This is a genomic window from Pseudoalteromonas sp. SM9913 (assembly GCF_000184065.1).
GTDB lineage: Bacteria > Pseudomonadota > Gammaproteobacteria > Enterobacterales > Alteromonadaceae > Pseudoalteromonas > Pseudoalteromonas tetraodonis.
The window spans coordinates 3,087,037-3,112,992 of the sequence record NC_014803.1 but is presented as its reverse complement, the minus strand read 5'-3'; the positions used below and the strand labels follow the sequence as shown (position 1 = coordinate 3,112,992).

The window sequence follows — 25,956 nt, the reverse complement described above, 5'->3', positions numbered from 1 at the left end:
GTTGATTTGGCATATAACTAACTCACTAAGAGGAAAATAATAGTTGGTTTAAATAAGCGACGAAGGCGTAAAAACCAGCTGCTATTTTTCCTTTTGAGTGACTTATAGTGCTACACACTCTCGCTGACGGACAAGCTTTTTGGTGCTGAAAGTTGAGCTCCAGTTTTATCATAAGCTAAGAATTTAAACGATGACTTATTTTTGAGCCCCTTGATTTCTGTCTCTACAACGTTTTCCATTTCTGTTTGTACATTGGCATGCACTTTAAACATTTCTTCATTTGTTTCTTTAATAGTTTTCTCTAAAGCTTCCATAGCTGTACCTAAAACTGGAATTTTAGATAACTCTCCCCACATATAATTTTGTAAGAAAGTAATTAAAAACTCCCATGCGCCATTAATGGAAAAGTATGAGCCATCCTTATTCTTTTTCAGAGTGGCGATAACTTTGCCTAGTCCCTTAATCATAACAAGGCTATCCAGTTCACCGCTTGCTTGAATTTCTTCGAGGATTCTAACTATGTCATTGAATAATTCAGGTAAACGACTTTCTGCTTTGTAGTGTTCATAAATTGAATCAAAATCAAATGCAGTATCAGTTGGGTTTTCAAAAACCCACTTATGACTTTTAATTTGATTTATATTCTTAATTAAATGATCAATTAAGTGAGTTTGCTTCCACGAATTTCCTTGGAAGTGATTGAGTCCTTGAATTAAACTAGGTAGCCACGCTGGTGAGTCTTGCTTAGATATTGAAGCTTTTAAATCATTTGCCTTCGTTAAGGCTTCTTTTCCCTTATTCTTTTTACCCTCAAGTTTTTCTCCTACGAGAGCAGCAACTAATTCATCTAGCGTTTTAATTAATTCTTGATGTTTCTCAGTCACAAAACGCATGTGAAACTGAACGCTTTCATTGGTAGTCAAAGTGTAACTCCTGTAGCACTAACATTTTATAGTGCGCTAATGGCGCATATTTCTGCCGACGCCACACTTATTTATCTATTTTATATAGTTTTATCAAATAACCTAAGGTATTGCTATCATAAAGTTTTCTAAAGCTTTAAAGAAAAGTTAAATAGAACAATATGCTCGCGTCGCTCATTTTCATGAATATATGCGCAAAGAGCTGTTTGCCCACTCAATTGACTATTATATTTATCCAATCTCAAGACCGTTACTCGCTCTATGCCGAAATTCGGCTCAGTCCCATGAGCGGACATTGGGCATCTATACAATGTACATTGCATGACGCGACCCCTGCGGATTTAGAAATATGAATAAGTCTTAAATTAAACTTTAGATTTGTTTACAGATCTCAATCAAATCTAACTGTCGTATATGCGCCAGAAGCTAATCTTCAACGCCAACATATGCGGCATGATGTTCTTGCTATATGAAGTTGCAATGCTTCTCGATGAACTCTTGCGGATTACACACGACGGTCGAACAATCAACGTATGCGAAACACGCTTTAGCCTTTTTGACAAAGTTTATGTCACCTGAAATCAAGAAACTTGCCCCCAAAGCTGACACTGCATGTTGCATATCATTATTTGAAGCATTGAAACGATCTTTACCCTTTTTGGTTCTGGTAAAATCATCAGCGTGATAACCAGCCCAATTCATTAGACTATATGCACGCGCAACGGCATTTTGCGGTGTGTCCTCAAAGTAATCTGCAAAATCAAAACTATTATTTTCCAATTTAAACGTTGCTTCAATAGCATTTACTACATCCTTGATCTCAATACTTTTTACTTCCAATGCTTTAATGCTCGGCATCTCTCTAAATTGTTGAGGCCCTAATTGTTGCTCATTAGCAATATTAGGCGCTTGCAACGAGGACAATTTTGTTCTCAACTCATCCAGTTGACTATGCATATTTACGAAATAGCTTCTTAACGGTTCATCAAGTTTTTCGAGGTCAATCGAATCCAATTGCGATTCACAATTAAAAATTAAAGTGCCCAAGTTCACCTTTAACTTCTCGTTGATTTCGGAAAAGCTTTCATCAATCGGCAACCCCGAAATTTTACGAGAAGATAACTGGCTAATCTCCATTAGACTAGTAATACCGAGGTCTGCATTTGATTTTTTGTTTTCTAGGTGTGCGTACCATATATTATCTGGCTCTTGGTTGCTAAGTGTATGTTGTAATGGCTCAATATATTTAGCATCTAATTCAGCTAGAATATCGATATGTTCTTGGCGATATTCAGCCTTTGGAATTTGCAAAATTTCATCAAGAGTAACATGAGAATAAACGACCGTTATTTGTTCAGATTTGAGAGCATGTTTAAGTAGTCTGAATAAGTCGTTTGGAGACTCATCTATTTTACGTTGACGTAAATCACTCAATGTATTTTGATCTAAATAGATCACGAAACCCATTGAACACCTCCATTTATATAGCAGCTTATTGAACACCATTTTTGTGGTTCATAACACATCAAAACGAAATAACTATAACTTTTTTAGTGTCTGTTTTTCGCTCACACCAGTCTGGAACATGAAACTTTATCTCTTGAATCATGGAGTAGCATAATAAATACCAATAGCAAGGAACAGTATAAAGTTATATTACTTTCTGTATCGGTAATTCAGTATGGTTTATAGTATGCGTACTAAATATAAATAATTGTTTTTATTTGTTAAAAGTTAAAATAGTATTCTTTGTGGGGTTATAACTTTTAGTCTGCGTTTTCAGAGCGATCACCTAGGCTAGCAGCCCAACTCACAATTTTGGTCACTTCTGGACGTTTTTCATTCCAAAGATGATCATGTTCTTGCTGCAATTGTAAATAACCTTCGCGAGTAATTAAGTTTGTTTTCACGCTGAGTTCTTGTTTAATCTTCATGAGTGGCAAGGTATTAAAATAAGGGCAGCTTGTCGAGATAAAATAGCTATCAATGAATTTGAAATGTTCAGTAACAATCTAAGCACTTAATTAGTTTTTTATTATTAAGTTTTTCATTTATATTAACTATTAATAAATTATAAAAATAAGCAACAGATTATGGGACAAGAGACAGTAAAAGTATTAGTGGTTGATGACGATAAACGTTTGCGCAGTTTGCTTGAGCGCTATTTAGTAGAGCAAGGATTTATTGTTAGAACAGCCGCCGATTCACAGCAAATGGATAGGCTTATTGAGCGTGAAAACTTTCACTTAATGGTGCTTGATTTAATGCTGCCCGGAGAAGACGGGCTCTCTATTTGCAGACGGTTACGTCAAAAAGAAAACCAAATCCCAATTGTGATGTTGACCGCTAAAGGTGATGAAGTAGACCGCATTATTGGTTTGGAGCTCGGTGCTGACGATTATATTCCTAAACCGTTTAATCCACGTGAGTTACTTGCCCGCATAAAAGCAATATTACGCCGCCAATCAAAAGAAGTGCCAGGGGCGCCCTCAGCAGAAGAGAATTTAATCAAGTTTGGTAAATTTACCTTAAATTTAGCCACACGAGAAATGAGCGAGGGGGATAATACCGTATCACTCACAAGTGGTGAATTTGCCGTATTAAAAGCGTTGGTATCTCATCCTCGAGAGCCGTTAAGTCGTGATAAATTAATGAACTTGGCAAGAGGTCGTGATTACAGTGCGCTAGAGCGTAGTATTGATGTGCAAGTGTCACGCCTTCGCCGTATGATTGAAGTGGATGCGGCTAACCCGCGTTATATTCAAACTGTATGGGGATTAGGTTATGTGTTTGTTCCTGATGGTGAAAAGTAATAATTATGGGGATGTTTCCACGTAGTGCGTTTGGGCAAACTGTTTTTTTAGTAGCAGCTTTGTTGCTGATTAACCAAATTGTATCCTACGTCACAGTAAGTTTATATGTTGTTAAACCCACTATTGAGCAAGTTAATTTGATGCTCGCTAAGCAAATTAAAACTGTATTTATTGACTGGGAAGATGGGGTTGAAGTAACCGATGAAGTTTCAGAAAAGTTTTTTGAAATAACCGGTATTGAGGTGATGACTCAGCGTGAAGCGATGCGCAATGGCTTAGGGCAAAGTCGTGAGTATTCAGGGCTATCGCGAAGTATGTCAGAGCAGTTGAATGGGTTTTCTCGGGTACGCATTAGTCAAACTGATCCACTTATTTATTGGGTGGAAGCCCCGCAAGCACCGGGCTATTGGGTTAAAGTTCCCTTAACCGGATTTAAAGAAAGTAATCTTGAATTTTTAACTTTTTACTTATCCAGTATAGGCTTTTTAAGTGTATTAGGCGGGTGGCTATTTGCAAGACATTTGAACCGACCATTAAAAGCACTGCAACAAGCGGCAATAAAAGTAGGCGTTGGTGATTTTAGTACTAAGTTACAAGAACAAGGCTCAAGTGAAGTTATTGAGGTAACGCGGGCTTTTAACCAAATGTCGCGAGGTATAGCAGCCCTTGAAAATGATCGTCGATTACTCATGGCAGGTGTCTCTCACGACTTACGAACACCGCTTACCCGTATTCGGTTAGCCACAGAAATGATGGTTGATGAAGATGATTATTTACGCGAAGGTATTATTTACGACATTGAAGATATGAATGGCATTATTGATCAGTTTATTGAATATTTACGCCATCATAAACGTGAAGAACAAAGCTATGAAGATATCAATGCGTTAGTAGCCGAAGTCGTACAAAGTGAATTAAAGCATCAACGTGTTATTACGTTTGAAAGCAATCCTAACCTAGGTAATATTCCCATAAGCTCAGTGGCTATTAAGCGAGTAGTGACGAATATGATTGAAAATGCACTGCGTTACTCGCAAGGGGATATTGAGGTGCAAAGTTATTTTAATAGCAATAAAAAGTACGTCATTATTGCGGTTAACGATAATGGCCCAGGTATTCCTGAGAGTGAATTAGAATCAGTGTTCGAACCATTTAAGCAAGGTGACGCTGCACGAGGCAGTGAAGGCAGTGGTTTAGGCTTAGCTATTATTAAACGCATTATAGACATGCATAATGGCAAGGTTGTGCTCTCTAATCGCCCTGAAGGTGGTTTAAGTGCGCAAATATATTTGCCAGTTAAAGTGGTTAATCAAAACTAAATAAAGCTATCCGCCGTTATATGCGGATAGCTTTAACCATTTTATAGTGCTTTAAAACGAATGGCTGTACCACCACTGGTGGCCAATTTTAGTGTGAGTTTATCATTTGCGGTAACAGTGCGTTTTTCAATACTTAAATCATAAGGATTGTCCTTCCACTCAGCGTTTTTACCGTCTTGGTAGATTTGCGCTTCAAACTGTTTATCTTTATCTAAGAAGTCGAGTTTAACCTCAATGGTGCGGGCGTTTTCATCAGTTACAGCGCCTAAGTACCAGTCATTACCAGTGTAATGATCGCGTTTACGTTCTTTTCGTGCAAATACAATAAAGTCGCCTACTTCTCCATCAAGCGCAATACTTTGTTGCCAATCGGTCGGTACGTCTTGAATAAATTGAAAAGCATCGGGCTTAGCTAAATAATTTTTAGGTAAATCAGCCGCCATTTGAATTGGGCTGTACATTACAACATAAAGTGCTAATTGCTTTGCAAGTGTTGTTTGCGGGCGATTTGTATCGCCACCTAAGCCATTAAAGCTCATATCAAAAATACCTGGCGTAAAGTCCATTGGGCCTGCCAGCATACGCGTAAAAGCAAGCATTGGAATGTGCTCTGGTGGATTGGGTGGCGTGCCCCATGCGTTAAATTCTTGGCCGCGAGCGCCTTCACGAGCAATCCAATTAGGGTAAGTACGGCGAAGGCCGGTGTCTTTTATTGGCTCATGAGTATTAATACTTATTTTATGTTTTGCAGCTAGCTTAACGTTGTATAAGTACTCATTAACCATAAATTGGCCGTCATGCCACTCAAAACGGGCAATGCCGTTTTCATCAATGCGTTTAATATTGCCACCATCGGCCACATAACCGGTTTTAATTTGGCTTACATTTGATTGCTCGTAAAGCGCAAAAGCGTCTTCCATTTGATTACGATAATTTGTTACGTTACCTGAAGTTTCATGGTGGCCAATTAACTGCACCCCTTTTTGCTTACCGTAGCGGGTAAGCTCCTCAATATCAAAGTCATCATATGCTTGGGTAAAGCTAAATACATCGCCATTAAAAAACCAGTCGCCATCCCAACCAGTGTTCCAACCTTCAACTAATACACCATCAAAGCCGTATTTTGCGGCAAAGTCCATGTAGTATTTAGTATTTTTTGTGGTAGCACCGTGTTTTTCGCCACTACCCCAAGTATTCTCATTGATGTGCATGCCCCACCAAATACCTACGTATTTGCCTGGTTTAACCCAGGACACATCACCGAGCTTATTTGGCTCATTTAGATTTAAAATAATATCTGAATTAACTAAGTCTACCGCATGTTCGCCAATTTGAATGGTGCGCCAAGGCGTATTAAATGCACCGTGCTTTTTGACTGCTATACCATCTGACCATGGCGTTAAATCGGCGCTAAAAGTGCCTGGGCGACGTTGGTTAAGCACCATGCCCGCATAATCGACTAGGGCTGCTTCATGAATACTGACATGCACGCCGTTGCCATTTTTAAAAGTAAAAGGGGTGTGAGCGAGTGCAGCATCTTGTAAGGCTGTGGTGTTGTAGACATATTCGTAACGATTCCAACCGCGAGCAGGTATCCACCATGCAGTGGCTTTATCGGCACCGGCGATGGCAAACTCGGTCAGCTCTTTAGTAATTTCTGTTTTTTCAAAACCGGCTTGTTTAGGGACTTCATAGCGAAATCCCACACCGCTATCAAAGGCTTTAAATCGCACTGTGTATGTGCCACCGTGGGGTGCGGGTTTATTAAAGGTAACGGCAATTTCATTGTGCTTGTCGACAACGGTTTGACGCTCTCCCCAAGGTTGCTGCCATTGACTATCTGTTTGTGAGCGAGTTACTTCACTAATAACAAAACCTTCATCAAATGGCGCTTGGCTTTTAAATCTAAAACCTAAATGTGACTGCGTAATAACAGGTTTACCGTTAAAGCTAATAGAATAGTAAGGAGATGAAGATTGATCAGATATGGTGATTTTAATTTTTTGATCAGGCGATTCCAGCATGGCTTCTTTTGCAAAAGCGCTGCTTGAAAGTAAAGCAACTAGCAGTAAAGGTAATCTCATTGTGTGTCCTTTATGTCAAATTGTAGACTATGAGCATAAAGTGAAGGTGGGGTTATTACGAGATGACTGCAAACGTATTCAGTGTAATTAAACACATAAAAAAGGGCTCTAGCGAGCCCTGTTTTATATTTATAACTTATTATTTTTTATCAAAAGCGCGTTTCATGTAATTAGGTGTTGCGAGTGCACCGTGATGAATGCCGCCATTGTAGTATTCACTATGCTGTGCAATTGTTGCTGCGCCGTCTTCTCTAAAGCCATTAAATGCCTCAGATTTGCGAGCTAGCGTCACTGACCATAACCCACTTGGGTAAATAGGTTGTGGGAATGGGAGTGTTTGTAAATCGTTAAAACCAACACTTAGCATAGCTTCGCGCATTTCAACCAACAGTGGCATATGCATTAATGGCGATTCACTTTGTTGTACCAGTATTCCACCAGGGCGAAGTGCGTTTAAACAGCTAGTATAAAACGCATGGTTAAATAAACCTTCACCTGGGCCTACCGGATCAGTACCATCAACAATCACTACATCAATAGACTCACCAGCTGCTTCGCGCATGTATTTAATGCCATCGTCAAACATCACAGTAGCACGTGGGTCATTATTTGATTCACATAACTCTGGGAAGTACTTTAACGACATTTGGGTAACCACTTCGTCAATATCTATTTGAGTTACAGTTTCTACGCTTGGGTGCTTGAGCACTTCACGTAACGTACCGCAATCGCCGCCACCAATAATAACTACGTTTTTTGGGTTTGGATGCGCCAGTAATGCTGGGTGGCTGATCATTTCGTGGTAAAAAAAGTTTTCACGGCTACTTACCATAGTACAACCATCAATGATCATTAAATTACCAAAGTCTGTGGTTTCAAACATTTCTACTTTTTGAAAAGGAGACTGTTTTTCATCTAACTTTTTGTTAATACGTAATGAAAATGCGCTGCCATCGCGGTCGCTAATTTCAGTAAACCACTTACTTTGATCTAAATTTGCCATAGTTGTTGTTACACTTTTGGTTGAGTATGAAAAAAAGGAGGCAATTCTGCCAGTGCTTGGCCTATTGCTCAATCAAATTTTACTCTCTTTAGCGAATAAAGTTAGCTATAAAGAGGGGAAAGTTCAATTTTTGTTAGCTTAGCAGATAGTGACGTATTAAAATGCCCCTTTACACCTAATTTAATAAAGAAGAGTTGCCATGACTTGGGGTTTAGAAACAGCACGTGCTACATACAATGTTGCTCATTGGAGCGATGGTTATTTTGATATTAACGCACAAGGTGAGTTGATAGCCTATCCTGATGGCGACCAAACAAAACCTGCCATTTCTTTAAGTCAGCTTACTGAGCAATTTAAGCAGCAAGGGTTAACATTGCCCGTACTGGTGCGCTTTACTGATATTTTAAAAAATCGTGTAGATACGCTCACCAATGCCTTTACTCAAGCGCGCACTAACCGCGAATATAACGGCAAATACACCTGTGTTTATCCTATCAAAGTAAACCAACAGCGCTCTGTTGTGAGTAAGTTATTAGCTCACCCAAGTGGCCTAGTGGGACTTGAAGCTGGTTCTAAACCTGAACTAATGGCCATTTTAGGGGTGGCGAAAGAGCCTATTACTATTGTATGTAACGGCTACAAAGACAGCGAGTTTTTACGTTTAGCCTGTATTGGTCAAGCAATGGGACACAGCGTTAAAATTGTGGTTGAAAAACTCTCAGAGCTAACCACATTGCTTGAAGAAATTGATAATTTAGGCATTGAACCGGCTATTGGAATTCGTATTCGCTTAAATTCGGTTGGCAAAGGTAAATGGCAAAATACCGGTGGTGAAAAAGGTAAGTTTGGTTTAACCGCAGGACAAGTACTCAGTGCAGTGGAAGTACTTAAGCAACATAGCAAGTTGCATTTAATGCAAATGGTGCATTTTCATATTGGTTCTCAAATCGCCAATATTCGTGATATCCATCGTGCCTTGCGCGAATGTGCTCGCCATTTTGCTGAATTAACTCAATACGGTGTACCGCTAAATACGGTTGATGTGGGTGGCGGGCTTGGCGTTGACTACGAAGGCTCAGGCTCACGCAGTGCCTGCTCAATGAACTACACAGTCGAAGAGTACGCGCGTAATGTAGTGAATGCATTTGCCGATGTGTGCGATCAGCATAACTTAACGCACCCTGCTATTATTACAGAATCTGGCCGTGCATTAACGGCTCATCATGCAGTGTTGATCACCGATGTCATTGATGTAGAAAAAGCACCGAATCATTTAAACCCAGAACCGCCATTGGAAAACAGCGCATTAGTGCTAGATGAAATGTGGCAATGCTTACAACGTTTGAACCCACGTATGGCACTTGAAATATATCATGATGCTATGCACTTATTTAGCGAAGCACACGATCAATACGTGCATGGTTTAGTGAGCATGCTAGAGTGGGCGAAAATAGAGCAGCTTTACTTTACGATTTTACACCGAGTTCGTGCATCGTTAAGCGTTAACGCACGCGCTCATCGCGAAGTGCTGGATGATTTAAACGAAAAGCTAGCCGATAAACTGTTTGTGAATTTTTCATTGTTTCAGTCATTACCTGATGTATGGGGTATTCAGCAGTTATTTCCGGTCATGCCCATCGAAAATCTAACGCAGCCGCTTACTCAGCGCGCGATTATCCAAGACATTACTTGTGATTCTGACGGGCAAATACGTGAGTACGTTGAAGGTGCAGGTATTGAAACTAGTTTACCTATCCCTGAATATACACAAGGTCAGCAGTATCATATTGCCATGTTTATGGTGGGGGCATACCAAGAGATTTTAGGTGACTTACATAACCTATTTGGTGATACCGACTCAGTCCATGTTGAGCTTAATGAGCAGGGATATGTATTAACCAATGCCATTAAAGGAGACAGCGTTAAGGATGTATTAAAATTTGTTGATTATGATAGCGAGTTATTAGCTGATAACTTTGCCACTCAAATTAATAAACTTGATGTATCAGAACACTGTAAAGAAGGGTACCTAGCCGAGCTCAATGCAGGGCTTGAGGGCTACACCTATTTTGAAGATTAATTTAGTTGCATAGTTAAGCGCGGTCTTAGTGGCTGCGCGATGTTTAAAGGAATAGAAGTAATGTCAGTTATTCGCAGTGTATTTAGTATTTTCTTTTATACAATAAACACTCTTTTTTGGTTTGTGCCTATTTTTATTTGTGGCATCGTTAAGTTAATCCCAATCAAACCACTACAAAAATTAATGAGCTGGACGGCCAAGCAATGTGCCTCTATTTGGGTGACCTTCAACACGTTAAATCAAACGTTATTAACGCCAACTAAACTTAATGTTATTGGCCTTGAAGAGCTTAAATTAAAAGATTGGTACCTAGTTATTGCGAACCATCAAAGCTGGGTGGATATTTTAGTGTTACAGCGGGTGTTTAACCGAAAAATACCTTTTTTGAACTTCTTTTTGAAAAAAGAGCTTATTTACGTACCTGTTTTAGGTTTGTGTTGGTGGGCACTCGACTTTCCTTTTATGACCCGTACCAGTAAAAGCCAATTAAAAAAGAATCCTAAATTGCGTGGTAAAGATTTAGAAACCACCCGTAAAGCCTGTGAAAAATTTAAAGAAATGCCAGTCAGTGTGGTTAACTTTGTTGAAGGGACGCGGTTTACAGCGCAAAAGCATGCGCGTCAAAATAGCCCGTTTCCTCACTTACTTAAACCGAAAGCGGGTGGTGTGGCGTTTGTAATGCAAGCCATGGGTGAGCAAATTTCTAAAGTGGTAAATGTCACTATTCATTACCCTGAGGGCATTCCTACCTTTATGGATTTTGCAGCCGGTAAAGTAAAACACATTGATGTACATGTTGAAGTAAAAGGCGTTAGTGACGACTTAATTGGTGATTACACTAATGATCCTGACTTTAGAGTACGCTTTCAAAGTGAATTAAACCGCGTGTGGGAAGAAAAAAACCAGACGTTGGTTAATCTCAAACAAAAATAACAAAATGAGCTGACAGTTATGCTAAAAAAATGGTTACCTAATTGGTTAAATGGCTTAATTGTTGGCTGTGTTTTATTTGCTAATTTAATAATATTTGGCGCATTAGTGCTTACCCTAGGGTTAGTTAAATTAGTGCTGCCCATACCTGTAGTGAGTAAATTATTACACAGTGCGTATAAAGGGTGGTGCAAAGGTAACCGCTTAGGGCTGTGGTTAGGCTGTAATAATATTAAAGTTAATATTAGTGGGGAGGTAAACGCCAACAGTTGGTATTTGCTAATCAGTAATCATATTAGCTGGCTTGATATTGCGGTATTGAGCTCGTTGGATGCATTGCCAGCCCCTAAGTTTTTTTTAAAAGATGAGCTTAAATACGTGCCATTTATTGGCACTGGTGCGTGGGCGATGGGTATGCCCTTTATGAAACGAGTGACCAAAGCGCAATTGGCTAAAAATCCGAATTTAAAAGGCTTAGATGTCGAGCGTACTAAGCGCAGTTGCCGTAACTTTCGTCATCATCCTACAACCATAGTTAACTTTGTAGAAGGTACGCGTTTTACTGCGCAAAAGCACCAGCATCAACAAAGTCCTTTTCAGCATTTATTAAAACCTAAGGCTGGTGGAACTGCTTTTGCCTTAGAGGTTTTAAACGAGCAGTTTGACGCTATGCTTAACACCAGTTTAGTGTATAGCGGTCAGTCAGATCATGTGTGTCGTAATATTTTAAAAGGCGAGCTGGAGTCTATTCATATTACTATTGAGGTTATGCCAATAAATACACAGATGATTGGCAGTTACCAAACCGATAAGGCATTCAGGGCCCAGTTTCAGCAATACTTAAATAACTTATGGACAGTAAAAGATAAGCAATTAAGCGCTATTCATATTCAGCAAGCTAGTACTGAATTAACACCCAGTAAGGAAATTGAAATACCATGAGCAAAACACACCTACAGGAGCTAATTACTCCTTGGTTTGAAAAAGTCCCCGATGCTTTTTTTCTCAGCGCAATCACCGCCTCATCAATTGGCATCCTTTCGTTATTATTTGTTTACTTATTTACTCGTCGCTTGATGTTACCGGGTATTCAAAAGGTGGTGACTAAACTCTCTCCTGAGCGTATTGGTTCATTGTCACCTATGTTAACTAAGCTGAATAAACGAATTGCTTGCTTGTTATGTTGTGTACTTTTTTTAGCCACATTTGATAGTGTTTATCCGGTTAATGCAATTGCTCAAGAGATCCTTAAAACCATTGGCCAAGCATTATTAATTATTTATATTGGTTTTATTATTAGCAGCATAGTGAGCATTGCTGGCGCTATTTATAACCAATTAGATTTTGCTCGCGAAGTACCTATTCAAGGCTTAATTCAAGTGGTTAAGCTGATCACCTTTATTGTGTGTTCAATATTAATTGTTAGTATTGTGCTTGAAAAATCGCCGACTTATATTCTCTCTGGTTTTGGTGCTATTGCCGCTGTTACTTTATTAGTATTTAAAGACACCATATTAGGTTTTGTCGCCAGCATTCAAATTGCCGCTAATCGTTTGGTGACCTATGGGGACTGGATCCAAGTAGATAACTACGGCGCCGATGGCGAAGTAATTGATTTAGGACTTAATACTGTAAAAGTGCGTAACTGGGATAACACCATAACGACCATCCCTACTTATATGCTGGTGGCCGGTTCATTTAAAAATTGGCGCGGTATGCAAGAATCTGGTGGGCGACGCATCAAGCGTTCTTTAAACATAGATATGAATAGCATTTTCTTGGTTAATGATGACTTTAAAACACAAATAGAAGCGGCTATACCACTGCAAGAATATATTCGACTAGGCACCCTTCCCGATCCGGTGTCGAACTTAGGGCTATTTCGTCGCTATGCAGAGGGTTACTTAAAACAACACAGTAAAATCAATACCTCGCTCACACTTATGGTGCGTGAACTACAACCGCTTAATCATGCCTTACCGATTGAGTTTTACTGCTTCAGTGAAGACAAACGTTGGATATCGTACGAGCACTTACAAGCTGAAATTATGGACCATTTACTGGCCGTATTACCTGTGTTTGGGCTGCGCGCTTATCAAAGTGTCAGTGGGCAATTAAGCCCAGCTGACGGGGCCAATATGGCAGGTAAACCCAGCATTAAAGTGCCCAATAATGCTGTCCAAGGCCAACACCAATAAACAATAACAATAGCCACCAAATAGGTGGCTTTTTAATACGTAACCATGCAAACGCAGCAATCACTAATGCAATTTGCCAAATATTGCTTACGGCAGAAGTCCAAATGGGTGAATATAATACAGCTGCCAAAAAGCCAACTACAGCAGCATTAAGCGCTGCAATTGAGCTGGCAAAGCGAGGATTACTGGCCAAGTTTATCCAGCTTTTTTGAAACGCCAGCATCAGTAAAAAACCGGGTAAAAATATCAATAATGTTGCGATTAGCGCACCCACTAATGGTTGTGCAGAGTTCAATTGTGCCCCCAAGTAGGTGGCGATAGTAAACATTGGGCCAGGAACGGCTTGGGCACTGGCGTAAGCCGTTAAGAATTGATCATTACTCAGCGTTGGAACTCCCGCTTGCAAAACAGGTAATACAACGTGTCCACCACCAAATACCATGGCACCTGCTTGGTAAAAAGGCGCGAATAACGCAGCGTTTTCGCCAAGTGGGATAAAGCTGATGGCAAGTAGTAGTGCAAATAAGCCAAGAGCAATCCAATTGATGTTGGTTTTTTCTCTGCTAACATTTTCTGTAGATTTAGCTAAGTTAAGTAAAGGCCATAAAGCACCGATAATGGCAGCGGTTACTAAAATGGCGATTTGAGTGCCCAACATAGGAAATAAAATCAGTGCTAAAGTACTCATTATTGCCAGAAGTTTAAGTACCGCACTGGTGCAAAAGCTTTTCGCCATACTAAGGGTCGCATCAGCAACAATAACCACGGCAAATAGTTTCAAACCTGCAATAATAGCAAAATAAACAGCATCAAACTGATGTGCACTTATTGCTATTAGCACCATGATCAAAAACGAAGGCAGGGTAAAGCCTATAAACGCAGCGATACCACCGAGTACACCCGCACGTTCTACGCCAATAGCAAAGCTAATCTGACTTGAACCAGGGCCTGGCAGAGCTTGACTTAAGCTAATTAGCTGCGCGTAACGCGCTGTACTTAACCAGCGAAGCGAATCAACAAAGTGGTGCTTAAAGTAACCTAAATGCGCGGCAGGGCCGCCAAAGCTCATGCAGCCAAGCAAAAAGAACTGTCTAAAAATCGCAATTAACATAGTGGCAATCGCCTTTTGATAAATCATAAAATTGTCACAAACAAGTATGACATTATTATGAAACGCTATCACTACTTCCTTATTTGATAGGCAATATCAACGCTTATACGTTATTCTTCATTGTTGGTTCATACATATATTTGCATAATCGCAATAATAAATTCTAAATGAATAGGAAATCACCATGACGTTAACTAAATCACTTTTAAGTGTCACTGTCGTTGCTGTATTACTTTCTGGCTGTGAAATGAATAACACAGGTAAAGGTGCCGCTATTGGTGCAGCCGCGGGTGGTATTTTAGGTAAAGCTACAGGTAATCATAAAGATAAGCGTATTTTTATTGGTGCAGCTATTGGTGCGCTAGCGGGTGCTGCTGTAGGTGATTACATGGATAAACAAGAAGCTGCTTTTCGTGATGAGTTAGCGGGTTCGGGAGTTGAAGTGGTTCGTGAAGGCGATAACTTACGCTTAGTGATGCCCTCTAATATTACGTTTGCGACTGATCAATCTTATATTTCATCGGGCTTTCATGACACTCTAAATGCGATAGCAAGTGTAATGAATAAATACGAAAAAACCTACTTAAGTGTTGAAGGTCACACCGACAGCACGGGCAAAGACAGTTACAACATGACTCTTTCAGAGCAGCGTGCACAAAGTGTAAAAAACTACTTAGTGAACCAGCAAATTATGGCGGCACGAGTAAGCACGAGTGGCTATGGCGAATCACGCCCAATAGCGACTAACGACACAGCGAATGGTCGTGCGCAAAATCGCCGAGTAGAAATTCAAATTGTACCAAACACTCAAGGTTAGCTTTTGTAATTACAAACCGCGTTTGCGCGCGGTTTGTGTACTTATTTAAAGGGCACTTTTAAATAAGTTAGTTGTCATAAGGAGTTCTTCATAGGGACATGTTTATGACAAATTGGCGTACAGCAATTATTTTATCGGTATGTTTACATGGGTTAGTTTTGTTTTTTTTAACTACCTTAAAAGCCCCTAAAATTAAACAGCCGCAATTAACGCCAATTAAAGCGTATATGGTGAATGTGCCTGCCAAAACTAAAGTAACGCAACAAGCCACTCAGCAAAGCGCTAATAAAAATGTTAATACAGAAATAACCCCAACCAAGCCTGTTAATGCAACCCAATCAAAACCACTAAATGCGACTAATAAAAAAACAAAGGAGACGACTGAGCCGGTAAGTACCACCTCCATAAACACCCACCCTGTAACCGCAACGTCTTATAAAAAGATCGACCTGAAAAAAGGGCTCAATAGTATTTTACAGCAACAAACTGGCTATTCTGATACTGCAAAGAATGACCCTCAGAAAAAGCGCATTACCGTCCCAAAAGAGCATGCAGGGAAGGTGAAGCCGCTATTAAAAATAGAGCAGCAAAATATGCAATTTACCACTTACCGACGAGGTGATAGCTGTTTTAAAAAGGTATCCGTTGGTGCTGGAGTTATGCCAAAAAATGACTTGCCAGAGAGTTATATTGTTGGTGCAAAGTGCGATAAAACCAAGCTAACTGAGGCTTACGATACCGCAATGAATAAATGGCTTGATAAAAAGTAGCGACTAAATTGCAATCAATCTAGATTAAACTGTAATTCACATAGCTTTTGATACAAAGGGTTGCTTGCCATTAATTGCTGATGAGTGCCTGTGGCTTTTATTTCGCCATTTTCCATTACCACAATCATATCGGCGTGTTTTACCGTGGCTAGTCTATGGGCAATAATCAGCGTTGTTCTATTTTGCATTAAGTGCTCAAGTGCGGCCTGAACATGATGCTCGCTTTGCGCATCAAGTGCGCTGGTAGCTTCATCGAGTAGCAGTATTTCGGGATCTTTTAAAATGGCGCGGGCAAGTACAATACGCTGCTTTTGCCCACCCGAAAGCCTAACACCTTGCTCACCTAAAAAGCTGTTATAGCCTTGTGGTAACTGTTTTATAAATTCATCAGCATGTGCATGTTTGGCGGCCGCATAAACTTGCTCGTCACTGGCGCTTGGGTTGCCATAGCGAATGTTATGCATGACATCAGAGCTAAATAAAATCGGGTTTTGTGCCACCATCCCCATTTTGTTACGCAAGGTATTTAATGACAACTGTTTAATATTTATATTATGAAACTTAATCGCTCCGCTGGCAGGGTCATAAAAACGCTGTAACAGTTCAAACAAGGTGGTTTTACCGGCACCGGAAGGGCCAACAATAGCCACAGTTTTACCTGTTTCAATATTTAAGCTGATATTATTTAATGCGCTTACATCTGGGCGAGAAGGGTAATTAAAACTAATACTTTCAAGTGAAATTGCACTGTTGCTGGTTGTTGCATGTAACTGATCATCTTTTGGAATTTCGGGATTTTGTATTTTACTTTCAACCGCAAGTAGCTCGAGTAACCTTGCTGCTGCTCCTGCTGCGCGTTGTAGTTCACCGTAAACTTCTGCAACGGTCGCTACCGACATGGCCACCATAATGGCATAAAACACAAAAGCACCGAGTTCACCGCCCGTCATAGTGCCTGCTAACACATCACTACCGCCTACCCAGAGCATGGCACTAATAGCACTAAAGGTAAGAAAAATAACAGCTGCAATTAAAAACGAACGTTGTTTAATTCGGCTTTTAGCCACATTAAAGGCCTTTTCGGTTTCAAGCGCAAAAGCAGATTGTTCTTGTTGTTCATGGCTATAACTTTGTACCACTTTTATGTTTTGAATGATCTCACCCGCGTAGGTGCTTATATCGGCAATAGCATCTTGGCTAGAACTGGCGAGTTTGCGCACCTTTTTACCAAACACTATCATAGGCACCAGTACTAAAGGGACGCAGGCCACAACGACCAAGGTAAGCTTTAAATTAGTAACAAGCAGCATAATTAAACCACCGACTAACATTAGCGCGCTTCGCAGTGCCATAGAAAATGACGAGCCAATAATAGATTGTAATAATGTGGTGTCGGTGGTTAAACGCGACATCAGCTCGCCGCTACGATTTTCTTCAAAGTAACTCGGGTGCAAGGTAACAATACGATTAAACACGGCTTTTCGAATGTCGTTACTGACTCGTTCGCCAATCCACGACATTAAATAAAATCGGCTGAATGTACCCACTGCCAATAAACTGATCAAACCAATTAATACCAACACAGCTTGTTGTAATTGCGCTTGCGAGCCGGCAATAAAGCCATGATCAATCACAAATTTAACGCCTTGCCCTAGCGATAAGTTAACTCCTGCGGTGGCAAGTAACGCCACTAAAGCCCCTAAAACTACCCATTTATAAGGCTTAATAAAATTGAATATAGGGAATAAAGCGCTAAAGGCGGCTTTATCTGAAGCAGGCTTGTCTGTAGGCATAGTAGATTCTTATTGATGATTAAGGTATAGATATGGCATCAATAGATTAAAAATCAATAGTATTAAAAATCATCAATAAGGAAAAATTATGACAACTAAACAGGTAACAGGCGAGTTTACCGTTTCATTAGCGCCTATAGAGGGGTATGCACACGGGCAGCAAGGCGTTAATTTAGGTCGTATGTCGATTGATAAACAATTTACTGGTGGCCTAACCGCAACTAGCCAAGGTGAAATGCTCAGCGCCATGACCCCCACCCAAGGCAGTGCCGGTTATGTGGCTATTGAACAAGTAATAGGCGAACTTGATGGTTTGCAAGGTGGTTTTGTACTGCAGCATTTTGGCACCATGGATAAAGGCCAAGATAGCTTGATTTTAAAAGTGGTACCCGACTCAGGCACTGATGAGCTCGCAGGATTAACAGGCAGTATGAAAATACGGATTGAGCAAGGGATTCACCATTACGATTTTGAATACATGTTATAAGTTCAACAAGGATTAAAATGCAAAAAGTAATCGAATTCAGAAAGGCCCGTTTTTTGGGTGGGGTAGATATAGTCGCACTAAATGATCGCATACAGGAATTAAACCAAGACGGCTGGAAAGTAATAAACGCAGTGCCATTGACAGGCTTTTATGGGCAAGTGCATGGTTATGCATTACTTATTGAAAATGAAGAAATATAAGGGTTACTAATGGCATTATCATTATGGTTTAGCTTAGCACTGGTATGCATGATGGGCGCAATGTCGCCAGGGCCTAGTTTAGCTGTGGTATTAAAGCATAGCTTAAATGGCGGGATGAAAAATGGCATGCTGGCAGCGTTAAGCCATGGTTTTGGGGTTGGTTTATATGCAGCGGCCTCATTATTGGGATTAGGCGCATTGATGTTGCAGTTTCCTACTGTGTATCAATTTTTAGTGTACTTAGGGGCAGCCTATTTAGCGTATTTAGGTTTGAAAATACTATTTTCAAAACCTAACGACAGCGAGCTGCAAGTTCAAAAAAGTGCAGTGAGCAGTTCTAAGGCGTTACAAGATGGTTTTGCGATTGCATTTTTAAACCCTAAGTTGGCAATTTTCTTTTTGGCGCTATTTTCGCAGTTTATCGATCCAGAAAACCTTACATTAAACATCGGTATTATTATGTGCTTAACCGTTTTTGTAATAGATACTGGGTGGTATTTATTGGTGGCTTTACTCACTGATGTGTCTAAAAAGCGCTTTGGCTTTACCAAGCAAAATGTGTGGTTAGATAGACTATTAGGTATGGTATTTATTGCGCTTGCGATCAAAGTGGTAATTGGATTTTAACTATCAAAGTGATTGAATTGCGTACAGTTGGTAATTAATGTAACTTAAAAAAACTATAATTTAAAAGTGATAAAACGATGTCTAATATAATTTTAAAAAGTGCCACTTTTGATAACAAAGTCAAACAGTACTGGATGTGCTTAGCTGCAATATTTAGCCTTTTTCCAGTTGTAACTATTGTGTTTTTACCCGTTGTATTGCTTTTGGTGTGGCTAGTCGCAGGGCGAGTATTAGCAGCTATGTCGGCCGATTTACTAGAGCGCAAGCTAGTGGTTAAACGCGGTATTTTGTTTAAAGAAGAAAAATCGATTCCGCTTGAAAAAATCACTGATGTGGGATTAAGTCAGGGGCCATTAATGCGACTATTTGGTTTATACCGCTTAAGCTTTGAAACTGCAGGGCAGTCTGGTCACGGTGCATTAGTATCGTTACTTGGGGTAGTTAATGCCAGTGAATTTCGTGAAGCCATTTTAACTCAAAAAGATAACCTCACTTCAGATCAGCCAGCCCAATCTAATAACGATGAACCACAAAGCCAAGTAGAGCTCATCCGCTCGCTTACCTACAGCGTAAAAAATATCGAGCAAATGTTAGTCAACTTGTTGGATGAGAGGAAGTAAGGCGCAGGTATACATTAATTTTCGGCGATCGGTTGATCGCCGAGAGATTTAATTTTTGGCCTTTAAAATGCCTGACAAACAGCTTCTGCTTTACAGGTAATAACTGTGACGTTTTCATAACCTACGCGTGTCAGTGCTTCAGCACTTAGTGTTGCACGCGCACCACTAGCGCAATGTAAGTAAATAGGGCGTGCTGCGTCTTTTTCTATTTCCATTAACTTCATTTCAAGTAAGCCGCGCGGAATATTAATTGCGCCGGTAGCGGCTTTGGTTGCATGTTCAGCCGGTTCACGCACATCAATGAGTAATCCTTTGTTTTCACTGATCTCCTGTTTAGCTTGTTCGGCGTCGATACGACGTTGATTAGGCGTAATAATTTTTAGTAAATCGGGGATAGATGTAAGCATGGTGATTATTCCTTAAAGCCAAGTTTGCGTAATAGAGTGATCATTGGGCACCAGCTAGTAAAAGCTGATTGGATTAAGTTTACAGCGATAAAAGCGGTAAAGTATATCCACTTCGGATCGTGATACGTTTGCAAAAGGATTGATACAACAATCATGATGCCAGCGATAAGACGAAGTGCGTTATTGAGTTTCATAATAGTAGGCCACTTATTTGATTGAGTACAGAGCTACTATATTAGATATTATTAAATTAGTAAATTCTAATATTAGACATTTCTTATCTAGCAATTTATACTAAGTGCATATTTTAGAATAAGAGCATAGTATGAAAATTGACTTTACAGCGATGGCGACTAATGTAGATCAAGCTGAGCAGCTATTAAAAATATTAGCGAATAAAAATCGACTAATGATTTTATGCTCATTACAAGATACCGAAATGAGTGTGTCGCAGCTTAACGAAGCCGTACCGCTAGCGCAGTCTGCGTTATCACAGCACCTAGCGGCACTGCGCAAAGCCAATGTAGTGGCTACTCGCCGCGAAAGCCAAACTATTTATTACCGCGTGATTGATCAAAATGCCGTGCATTTGTTAGGCACATTATATGGACTGTTTTGCAAGGGCTAAAAGTTATGAGCATGATTGATAACGCAGTAAAAAGCAGCTTAAGTGGCCGTATTCCGGTTATTATTTTTGTGTTGTCGATTTTGTTTGGCTTATTTGCTTTACAACAAACAGCGCGAGAAGAAGAACCACAAATAGTGGTGCCTATGCTCGATATATACGTATCGGCGCCCAACGTAGAAGCTCCAGAGGTAGCCAGATTGGTTACCCAGCCACTTGAAAAGCTACTTGCCCAACTTGGCGGTGTGGAACATATTTATTCCACTACACAAACGAATGCCGCAGTGGTTACACTTCGCTTTGAGGTTGGCCATGACCGCGAACAAGCTATTTTAGATACCTATGCAAAACTTAACAGTTATCAACATACTATGGCTTCTGTTATCAAAAGTTGGCAAATACGGCCCGTTGAAGTGGATGATGTACCTATTGTTATGCTGGGGCTATACAGTAAAGACCCACAACTTTATGGTGATTACGAGTTAACCCGCTTTGCTAACGAAATAGCCAACAGTTTACAGCGTATTGAACACACCAGTGAAGTAAAAGTCATTGCTGGTCGTAAACGAACCCTCACCATTAATTTAAATGCCAGCGCATTGGCTGCCCACCAAACAACCGTAAATGACGTTTTTTATGCATTAAGCGTGTCTAATCAACTAACGCAAGTAGGCAGTGTGGTTGATGGTCAGCAGCAAATTGAATTGCAAGCAGGTGATGTTCTACGAAGTCAATCTGCTGTAGAACAGCTGGTAGTGAATGTTGTTAATGGCAAAAGTGTTTACTTGCTTGATGTTGCAAACGTTATTGATGGCCCAAGTGAAGCTAAGTATTACCAATGGCTTGCTCAATCGGCAAACCAGCAGCATTTGCCAATGGTAACACTAAGCGTTGCAAAACAAACCGGCACGAACGCTGTTGCAGTTGCCAACGATGTTCATCAAATGATGGCGCAGCTAACACGCACGCTATTACCCCCTGAAGTGAGCTATGCGGTATTAAGAGATTATGGCCAAACTGCCGATGAAAAAGTAAATAACCTCACTTCAAGTTTAGTCTTTGCGGTCTTTACTGTGGTGATATTTGTGGGGGTGTTTTTAGGTTGGCGTCCGGCGGTTGTGGTAGGGCTGGCTGTGCCTATTTGTTATGGCATTACATTGGCTCTGGATTTTGCATTTGGCTATACCATTAACCGGGTGACCTTGTTTGCGCTTATTTTATCTTTGGGTTTACTGGTAGATGACCCAATCACAGGTATTGATAATATTAGCCGCTTTTTGAATAAAAAAGGCGATAAAAAACAGCAGATTGTTGGCGCAATGAGCGAAATTAGAAGTGCCTTACTTATGTCTACGCTCACTATTATGGTGGCGTTTATTCCACTGGCGTTTATTACCGGAATGATGGGGCCGTACATGGCACCTATGGCATTTAATGTGCCGGTTAGCGTGATGGTTTCTACCATTGTTGCATTTTTTGTAACCCCTTGGCTTGCGATGAAGTTACTCAAGCCTGATAACGAACAACCCTCCGAGCTTGCTCCTAAAGTTGGTGCATATCAAAGAATATTAAGCCCATTATTGGTTTCTAAGGGGCGAGCAAAACTTGTTTTGTGGCTAACCCTAGCATTATTTATCATTAGTGCCATGTTACCCGTGATGCGTTTGGTGCCTTTAAAGCTACTCCCTTTTGATAATAAAAATGAGCTGCAAGTGCTGATAGATATGCCAGAGGGGACTAATCTGGAGCGCACAGCTGCATTTACTAAACAAATCCAAACACTCACATGGCAATTAAACGAAGTAAGTGAAATAGCGGCCTATGTTGGTCAACCTTCAAGTATGGACTTTAACGGTATGGTGCGCGGTTATTATCGCCGTGATGCAGCGAATCTCGCCGAGCTGAGGGTATTGTTAGTGGATAAGTCTGAGCGCGATCATCAATCGCATGGAGTAGTTATGCGCCTTCGCGAACAGCTCGCGATGCTAGCAACCGATGGCATTGTAATAAAAGTGGTTGAAGTACCACCAGGGCCGCCGGTACTGAGTACCTTAGTTGCTGAGGTTTACCGAGATGCTTTTGTTGATGAGCAAACACATTCTCAAGCTGCCTTGCGGTTAGCTGCGCGTTTACAACAAGAGCCTCATGTAGTTGAAGTCGATACCTCAATGGTGGCACCCTCGCCATTACAACGTTTTGTTACCAATAAAACCAAGGCCGCACTCAGTGCGGTTTCAACTCAAAATATTGCACAAACACTCAGTATTGCCTCTCAAGGTGAAAACGTGGGTGTACTTTATGTGAGCAATGAAACAGAGCCCGTTGATATTAAATTACAGCTACCGTACAGCGAGCGAAATCAGCTTTCGCAATTACTTGCACTTCAGGTTAGGGGCGACAGAGATTTAGCTAAAACCAGTAACGAGTTTGGTTTAAGCAGTGCGCCAAGGCCGTTAGTATCGCTTTCAGAACTCGGTGAATTTACACAACATCATGTTGCTAAAACGATTGTTCGTAAAGATCAGCGTGACGTAATTTATGTTATGGCTGAGCTTAATGGGCGCACACCAGCGGAAGTGATTGCTGATGTGAATGCTGATTTAAATGTATCAAACGATGAGTTTGTTAAAACATCGTGGGTAGGTCGTCACTTTTTTAATAATGGCGGAACAGCCCCATGGCAACTACCACAAGGAACCCATGTCAGCTTTAGCGGCGAGGGGGAATGGCGCATAACCATTGATGTATTTAGAGATATGGGCATTGCCTTTGCGTTTGCGCTCAGTGCCATATTTATAATTTTACGGGTACAAACACAGTCGGCGAGTTTATCGCTGATTATCATGTCGGCTATTCCGTTAACAGTGATAGGTATAATGCCAGGTTTTTGGCTGTTAAATCAGTTTGGTGAGCGCTCCATAGCAAGTGCCCCAGAGCCGGTATTATTTACTGCCACAGCGATGATAGGCATGATTGCCCTTGCAGGTATCGTGGTGCGTAACTCACTTATTTTGGTTGAGTTTATTAATCAAGCTCGTGGCCAAGGCATGGCAATTAAAGAGGCGCTTGTTGCAGCGGGTACGGTGCGAATGCGCCCTGTGCTCCTAACCGCAGGTACCACTTTATTAGGTAACTTAGTGATCACACTCGATCCGGTATTTAGCGGGCTCGCGATTGCGATTATTTTTGGCATTGTGGCGTCTACATTATTTTCATTATTTGTAGTACCGCTTGTTTATTATTTAGTGTTTGCAAGCACAGAGGATGAAGCGCATGCAGGGTAAATCAAAACTTATAGGCACATTTGCCGCGTTATTTGTCATTATTATGGCTGTGTTTTATATGGCAGGCAGCTTTTCTGACAAGCAAGCTGCTGGCTTAAAAGAATCACAAATAACGAGCTATCAAGGTGAGCGAGTAACGGTAACGCTGCAAAGTATTGCAGGCACTGAGCAGGTACCAGGTAGTGTAATAGCAAAACAAAATACGCAAATTTCATCGCATGTTATGGCGCAGGTTGAGCAGTTAAAAGTACGTGCTGGCGATAAAGTCGCTAAGGGCGATTTACTTATTATGCTCAAGCAAGATGATTTTAAAGCGGCGTTAGCGCAAAGCAGCGCAAATATTAATGCGGTGCAAGCGTCGTTAACGCAAGCTAAAAAGCAACTAGCCAGAATGATTGATTTAAATGCGCAAGGATTAGTATCTGTTAGTGAATTAGATGACGCCAAAGCAAAGTTTGAAAACTTAACCGCTAATTTAGCGGTTGCTAAGCAACAGCAAACGCAAGCTCAGGTATCGCTTAATTATACGCGTATTACTGCCCCTATTTCGGGCGTGGTCGTTGAGCGCCTAACTGAACCTGGCGATACTGCAACACCCGGTAAACCGCTGATTACTTTGTATAACCCATTACAGTTACAGCTTGAATTTAATGTACGTGAACAACAAGCAGTAAAATTAAGAGTCGGGGACAGTTTAAATGTGGTATTACCTTCTCTAGATATAACAACACCCGCAACGGTGAGCGAAATTGTACCAGTGGCAGATAACGCGGCGCGCAGCTTGTTTATTCGTTTAGAAGCCGATGCGCAACTTGGTTTAATGCCAGGCCTTTATGCTCAACTACAGTTACCAATAAAAAGTACCCAAGGTGTATTAATTGATCCACGTTGGGTGCATGAGTTTGGTCAGCTCAATATGGTGTATGTACTTGAAAACGAAACGCTGGTTAAACGTTTCGTGCGTTTAGGCAGTATTATAAATAACCAGCAACACGTAATAGCAGGCCTAAAAGAGGGTGATGTACTTGCTGTTGATTACATGCCAAGTCAAAGCGATTAAATAAAACTCGCAATTTCATCAATCGACTTTTTATCTAGGGCGTGCAGCGGCACTGTTGCATGCTCATCTGGGTAACCAGTAATAAGTAACATATAAGGGCGTTCGTTGTCTTTATCACGTCCACAAATATCGGTTAGAAAACTCATCGGTTTTGGTGTGTGGGTAAGTGTTGCAAGGCCTGCGCGGTGCAAGGCTTGAATTAAAAAGCCAGTGGCAAGGCCTACCGATTCATGCACATAGTAATTGGTGTTTTTATCGTCCGTATTTACACCCCCCTTTTTTTGACTAAACACCGCGATTAACCATGGCGCGTGCTCTAAATAGGGTTTGTTAGCATCAGTGCCTAAGGGTTTTAATGCATCAAGCCATTCTTCGCCTGCGCGACCTTCATAAAATGAGCGCTCTAGCTTTTCAGCGGCCTCTCGTATTTGTTTTTTAACATCTGCACTATTAATGGCTACAAAATGCCAAGGCTGGTGGTTTGCGCCACTAGGCGCTGTACCTGCCGCTTTTATACAGGTTTCGATGATTTCTTTTGGCACTGGGCGGTTACTAAAGCTGCGAATACTATGACGGCGTTGACTCGTTTGTAAAAACTCATTCGCACGCGTCAGCATTTCCTCTTGAGGGTATTCTATAAAATCGGCTAATGGTTGGCTTTTATGATTTTGCATGGCTGTTCGCTTCTTATTTTTAGAGTGTGTGGTTTAAAATAGCAGCAAAGGCTTTATCTGCTAAGGTTTATAAAACCCGCGCTACGCATAAAATATTTATATCATATTACAAGGCTTAGCCAATAGATAAG

24 protein-coding genes and 1 pseudogene are annotated in these 25,956 nt (G+C 40.7%); 15 read left to right on the top strand and 10 right to left on the bottom strand.

Annotated elements, in window-relative coordinates; all coding sequences use genetic code 11:
• Nucleotides 1-110 precede the first annotated feature (110 nt).
• The 3 genes and pseudogenes from PSM_RS14300 to PSM_RS18490 form a co-directional block, all read right to left on the bottom strand.
• Entirely contained in the window at nucleotides 111-923 is an 813-nt protein-coding gene (locus PSM_RS14300) for a hypothetical protein (RefSeq protein ID WP_174961883.1), read from the bottom strand.
• 465 nt (nucleotides 924-1,388) lie between these two features.
• The gene (locus tag PSM_RS14295) at nucleotides 1,389-2,390 is read right to left on the bottom strand and encodes a hypothetical protein (protein WP_013466101.1); all 1,002 of its coding nucleotides are present in this window, start codon (nucleotides 2,388-2,390) and stop codon (nucleotides 1,389-1,391) included.
• A 302-nt stretch (nucleotides 2,391-2,692) separates the two neighbouring features.
• A pseudogene (locus PSM_RS18490) lies at nucleotides 2,693-2,833 on the bottom strand (transcription elongation factor GreB); the annotation flags it as partial.
• Between the two features lie 183 nt (nucleotides 2,834-3,016).
• Here PSM_RS18490 and ompR point away from each other — a divergent pair.
• Together ompR and envZ are read left to right on the top strand one after the other, a co-directional pair.
• A complete protein-coding gene (ompR, locus tag PSM_RS14290) occupies nucleotides 3,017-3,736 on the top strand; it encodes an osmolarity response regulator transcription factor OmpR (protein ID WP_013466099.1) in 720 nt (239 codons plus the stop codon).
• 5 nt (nucleotides 3,737-3,741) lie between these two features.
• The gene (envZ, locus tag PSM_RS14285) at nucleotides 3,742-5,055 is read left to right on the top strand and encodes a two-component system sensor histidine kinase EnvZ (protein WP_013466098.1); all 1,314 of its coding nucleotides are present in this window, start codon (nucleotides 3,742-3,744) and stop codon (nucleotides 5,053-5,055) included.
• 41 nt (nucleotides 5,056-5,096) lie between these two features.
• Here envZ and PSM_RS14280 read toward each other — a convergent pair whose 3' ends face one another.
• Both PSM_RS14280 and speE read right to left on the bottom strand, forming a co-directional pair.
• Nucleotides 5,097-7,139 (bottom strand): glycoside hydrolase family 97 protein, encoded by a 2,043-nt coding sequence (locus PSM_RS14280; protein ID WP_013466097.1) that lies wholly within the window; start codon nucleotides 7,137-7,139, stop codon nucleotides 5,097-5,099.
• Nucleotides 7,140-7,278: 139 nt separating this feature from the next.
• Complete coding sequence (gene speE, locus PSM_RS14275; protein WP_013466096.1) at nucleotides 7,279-8,142, bottom strand: polyamine aminopropyltransferase; 864 nt, start codon at nucleotides 8,140-8,142, stop codon at nucleotides 7,279-7,281.
• Nucleotides 8,143-8,341: 199 nt separating this feature from the next.
• On the opposite strand from speE, the gene speA reads away from it, so the two are divergent.
• From speA to PSM_RS14255, 4 genes are read left to right on the top strand one after another with little or no spacing between them, the layout of a single operon-like run.
• Nucleotides 8,342-10,222 (top strand): biosynthetic arginine decarboxylase, encoded by a 1,881-nt coding sequence (speA, locus tag PSM_RS14270; protein WP_013466095.1) that lies wholly within the window; start codon nucleotides 8,342-8,344, stop codon nucleotides 10,220-10,222.
• Between the two features lie 60 nt (nucleotides 10,223-10,282).
• A complete protein-coding gene (locus PSM_RS14265; RefSeq protein WP_008109502.1) occupies nucleotides 10,283-11,155 on the top strand; it encodes an acyltransferase in 873 nt (290 codons plus the stop codon).
• Nucleotides 11,156-11,173: 18 nt separating this feature from the next.
• Nucleotides 11,174-12,094 (top strand): acetyltransferase, encoded by a 921-nt coding sequence (locus tag PSM_RS14260; RefSeq protein ID WP_013466094.1) that lies wholly within the window; start codon nucleotides 11,174-11,176, stop codon nucleotides 12,092-12,094.
• Nucleotides 12,091-13,350 carry a mechanosensitive ion channel family protein gene (locus tag PSM_RS14255; RefSeq protein ID WP_013466093.1) on the top strand — a complete coding sequence of 420 codons (1,260 nt, stop codon included), beginning with the start codon at nucleotides 12,091-12,093 and terminating at the stop codon, nucleotides 13,348-13,350. The genes PSM_RS14260 and PSM_RS14255 overlap by 4 nt, the downstream gene beginning before the upstream one ends.
• Here PSM_RS14255 and chrA read toward each other — a convergent pair.
• Nucleotides 13,310-14,461 (bottom strand): chromate efflux transporter, encoded by a 1,152-nt coding sequence (chrA, locus tag PSM_RS14250; RefSeq protein WP_013466092.1) that lies wholly within the window; start codon nucleotides 14,459-14,461, stop codon nucleotides 13,310-13,312. The genes PSM_RS14255 and chrA overlap by 41 nt on opposite strands.
• Before the next feature lie 184 nt (nucleotides 14,462-14,645).
• Here chrA and PSM_RS14245 point away from each other — a divergent pair, with 184 nt between their 5' ends.
• A complete protein-coding gene (locus PSM_RS14245; RefSeq protein ID WP_013466091.1) occupies nucleotides 14,646-15,278 on the top strand; it encodes an OmpA family protein in 633 nt (210 codons plus the stop codon).
• A gap of 104 nt (nucleotides 15,279-15,382) precedes the next feature.
• The gene (locus tag PSM_RS14240) at nucleotides 15,383-16,048 is read left to right on the top strand and encodes a hypothetical protein (protein WP_013466090.1); all 666 of its coding nucleotides are present in this window, start codon (nucleotides 15,383-15,385) and stop codon (nucleotides 16,046-16,048) included.
• Nucleotides 16,049-16,062: 14 nt separating this feature from the next.
• Here PSM_RS14240 and PSM_RS14235 read toward each other — a convergent pair whose 3' ends face one another.
• Complete coding sequence (locus tag PSM_RS14235) at nucleotides 16,063-17,841, bottom strand: ABC transporter transmembrane domain-containing protein (protein WP_013466089.1); 1,779 nt, start codon at nucleotides 17,839-17,841, stop codon at nucleotides 16,063-16,065.
• A gap of 88 nt (nucleotides 17,842-17,929) precedes the next feature.
• Between PSM_RS14235 and PSM_RS14230 the strand changes: the two genes are divergently transcribed.
• The 4 genes from PSM_RS14230 to PSM_RS14215 all read left to right on the top strand — a co-directional run bounded on the left by PSM_RS14230 (nucleotide 17,930) and on the right by PSM_RS14215 (nucleotide 19,775).
• A complete protein-coding gene (locus PSM_RS14230; protein WP_013466088.1) occupies nucleotides 17,930-18,328 on the top strand; it encodes a DUF3224 domain-containing protein in 399 nt (132 codons plus the stop codon).
• A gap of 17 nt (nucleotides 18,329-18,345) precedes the next feature.
• Nucleotides 18,346-18,528 (top strand): hypothetical protein, encoded by a 183-nt coding sequence (locus PSM_RS14225; protein ID WP_008109493.1) that lies wholly within the window; start codon nucleotides 18,346-18,348, stop codon nucleotides 18,526-18,528.
• Nucleotides 18,529-18,537: 9 nt separating this feature from the next.
• Nucleotides 18,538-19,155, top strand: coding sequence for a LysE family translocator (locus PSM_RS14220; RefSeq protein ID WP_013466086.1), 618 nt, complete (start codon nucleotides 18,538-18,540; stop codon nucleotides 19,153-19,155).
• Nucleotides 19,156-19,232: 77 nt separating this feature from the next.
• Nucleotides 19,233-19,775: a PH domain-containing protein gene (locus PSM_RS14215; protein WP_013466085.1), complete on the top strand. Its 543-nt coding sequence runs from the start codon at nucleotides 19,233-19,235 to the stop codon at nucleotides 19,773-19,775.
• Between the two features lie 62 nt (nucleotides 19,776-19,837).
• Here PSM_RS14215 and PSM_RS14210 read toward each other — a convergent pair whose 3' ends face one another.
• Both PSM_RS14210 and PSM_RS14205 read right to left on the bottom strand, forming a co-directional pair.
• Nucleotides 19,838-20,182 (bottom strand): rhodanese-like domain-containing protein, encoded by a 345-nt coding sequence (locus PSM_RS14210; protein WP_008467278.1) that lies wholly within the window; start codon nucleotides 20,180-20,182, stop codon nucleotides 19,838-19,840.
• Between the two features lie 5 nt (nucleotides 20,183-20,187).
• Nucleotides 20,188-20,376 (bottom strand): YgaP family membrane protein, encoded by a 189-nt coding sequence (locus PSM_RS14205; protein WP_008467276.1) that lies wholly within the window; start codon nucleotides 20,374-20,376, stop codon nucleotides 20,188-20,190.
• Nucleotides 20,377-20,507: 131 nt separating this feature from the next.
• On the opposite strand from PSM_RS14205, the gene PSM_RS14200 reads away from it, so the two are divergent.
• Genes PSM_RS14200 through PSM_RS14190 form a run of 3 tightly spaced genes read left to right on the top strand, consistent with a single transcriptional unit; the run spans nucleotide 20,508 to nucleotide 25,151 of the window.
• Nucleotides 20,508-20,810, top strand: a complete 303-nt coding sequence (locus PSM_RS14200) for an ArsR/SmtB family transcription factor (RefSeq protein ID WP_008467273.1) — start codon at nucleotides 20,508-20,510, stop codon at nucleotides 20,808-20,810.
• Nucleotides 20,811-20,815: 5 nt separating this feature from the next.
• A complete protein-coding gene (locus tag PSM_RS14195) occupies nucleotides 20,816-24,091 on the top strand; it encodes an efflux RND transporter permease subunit (RefSeq protein ID WP_013466084.1) in 3,276 nt (1,091 codons plus the stop codon).
• The gene (locus tag PSM_RS14190) at nucleotides 24,081-25,151 is read left to right on the top strand and encodes an efflux RND transporter periplasmic adaptor subunit (protein ID WP_013466083.1); all 1,071 of its coding nucleotides are present in this window, start codon (nucleotides 24,081-24,083) and stop codon (nucleotides 25,149-25,151) included. Before PSM_RS14195 ends, PSM_RS14190 begins: the two co-directional genes overlap by 11 nt.
• Here PSM_RS14190 and PSM_RS14185 read toward each other — a convergent pair.
• Nucleotides 25,148-25,825 (bottom strand): nitroreductase family protein, encoded by a 678-nt coding sequence (locus PSM_RS14185; RefSeq protein ID WP_013466082.1) that lies wholly within the window; start codon nucleotides 25,823-25,825, stop codon nucleotides 25,148-25,150. The genes PSM_RS14190 and PSM_RS14185 overlap by 4 nt on opposite strands.
• Nucleotides 25,826-25,956: the final 131 nt, after the last annotated feature.

What these genes read in the sequence shown, in the direction of transcription:
- speA (WP_013466095.1), top strand. Translation starts at nt 8,342, where the DNA reads ATGACTTGGGGTTTAGAAACAGCACGTGCTACATACAATGTTGCTCAT.
- chrA (WP_013466092.1), bottom strand. Translation starts at nt 14,461, where the DNA reads ATGTTAATTGCGATTTTTAGACAGTTCTTTTTGCTTGGCTGCATGAGC.
- ompR (WP_013466099.1), top strand. Translation starts at nt 3,017, where the DNA reads ATGGGACAAGAGACAGTAAAAGTATTAGTGGTTGATGACGATAAACGT.
- PSM_RS14265 (WP_008109502.1), top strand. Translation starts at nt 10,283, where the DNA reads ATGTCAGTTATTCGCAGTGTATTTAGTATTTTCTTTTATACAATAAAC.
- speE (WP_013466096.1), bottom strand. Translation starts at nt 8,142, where the DNA reads ATGGCAAATTTAGATCAAAGTAAGTGGTTTACTGAAATTAGCGACCGC.
- PSM_RS14280 (WP_013466097.1), bottom strand. Translation starts at nt 7,139, where the DNA reads ATGAGATTACCTTTACTGCTAGTTGCTTTACTTTCAAGCAGCGCTTTT.
- PSM_RS14225 (WP_008109493.1), top strand. Translation starts at nt 18,346, where the DNA reads ATGCAAAAAGTAATCGAATTCAGAAAGGCCCGTTTTTTGGGTGGGGTA.
- envZ (WP_013466098.1), top strand. Translation starts at nt 3,742, where the DNA reads ATGGGGATGTTTCCACGTAGTGCGTTTGGGCAAACTGTTTTTTTAGTA.
- PSM_RS14205 (WP_008467276.1), bottom strand. Translation starts at nt 20,376, where the DNA reads ATGAAACTCAATAACGCACTTCGTCTTATCGCTGGCATCATGATTGTT.
- PSM_RS14185 (WP_013466082.1), bottom strand. Translation starts at nt 25,825, where the DNA reads ATGCAAAATCATAAAAGCCAACCATTAGCCGATTTTATAGAATACCCT.
- PSM_RS14295 (WP_013466101.1), bottom strand. Translation starts at nt 2,390, where the DNA reads ATGGGTTTCGTGATCTATTTAGATCAAAATACATTGAGTGATTTACGT.
- PSM_RS14260 (WP_013466094.1), top strand. Translation starts at nt 11,174, where the DNA reads ATGCTAAAAAAATGGTTACCTAATTGGTTAAATGGCTTAATTGTTGGC.
- PSM_RS14220 (WP_013466086.1), top strand. Translation starts at nt 18,538, where the DNA reads ATGGCATTATCATTATGGTTTAGCTTAGCACTGGTATGCATGATGGGC.
- PSM_RS14230 (WP_013466088.1), top strand. Translation starts at nt 17,930, where the DNA reads ATGACAACTAAACAGGTAACAGGCGAGTTTACCGTTTCATTAGCGCCT.
- PSM_RS14210 (WP_008467278.1), bottom strand. Translation starts at nt 20,182, where the DNA reads ATGCTTACATCTATCCCCGATTTACTAAAAATTATTACGCCTAATCAA.
- PSM_RS14200 (WP_008467273.1), top strand. Translation starts at nt 20,508, where the DNA reads ATGAAAATTGACTTTACAGCGATGGCGACTAATGTAGATCAAGCTGAG.
- PSM_RS14215 (WP_013466085.1), top strand. Translation starts at nt 19,233, where the DNA reads ATGTCTAATATAATTTTAAAAAGTGCCACTTTTGATAACAAAGTCAAA.
- PSM_RS14195 (WP_013466084.1), top strand. Translation starts at nt 20,816, where the DNA reads ATGAGCATGATTGATAACGCAGTAAAAAGCAGCTTAAGTGGCCGTATT.
- PSM_RS14190 (WP_013466083.1), top strand. Translation starts at nt 24,081, where the DNA reads ATGCAGGGTAAATCAAAACTTATAGGCACATTTGCCGCGTTATTTGTC.
- PSM_RS14245 (WP_013466091.1), top strand. Translation starts at nt 14,646, where the DNA reads ATGACGTTAACTAAATCACTTTTAAGTGTCACTGTCGTTGCTGTATTA.
- PSM_RS14235 (WP_013466089.1), bottom strand. Translation starts at nt 17,841, where the DNA reads ATGCCTACAGACAAGCCTGCTTCAGATAAAGCCGCCTTTAGCGCTTTA.
- PSM_RS14255 (WP_013466093.1), top strand. Translation starts at nt 12,091, where the DNA reads ATGAGCAAAACACACCTACAGGAGCTAATTACTCCTTGGTTTGAAAAA.
- PSM_RS14240 (WP_013466090.1), top strand. Translation starts at nt 15,383, where the DNA reads ATGACAAATTGGCGTACAGCAATTATTTTATCGGTATGTTTACATGGG.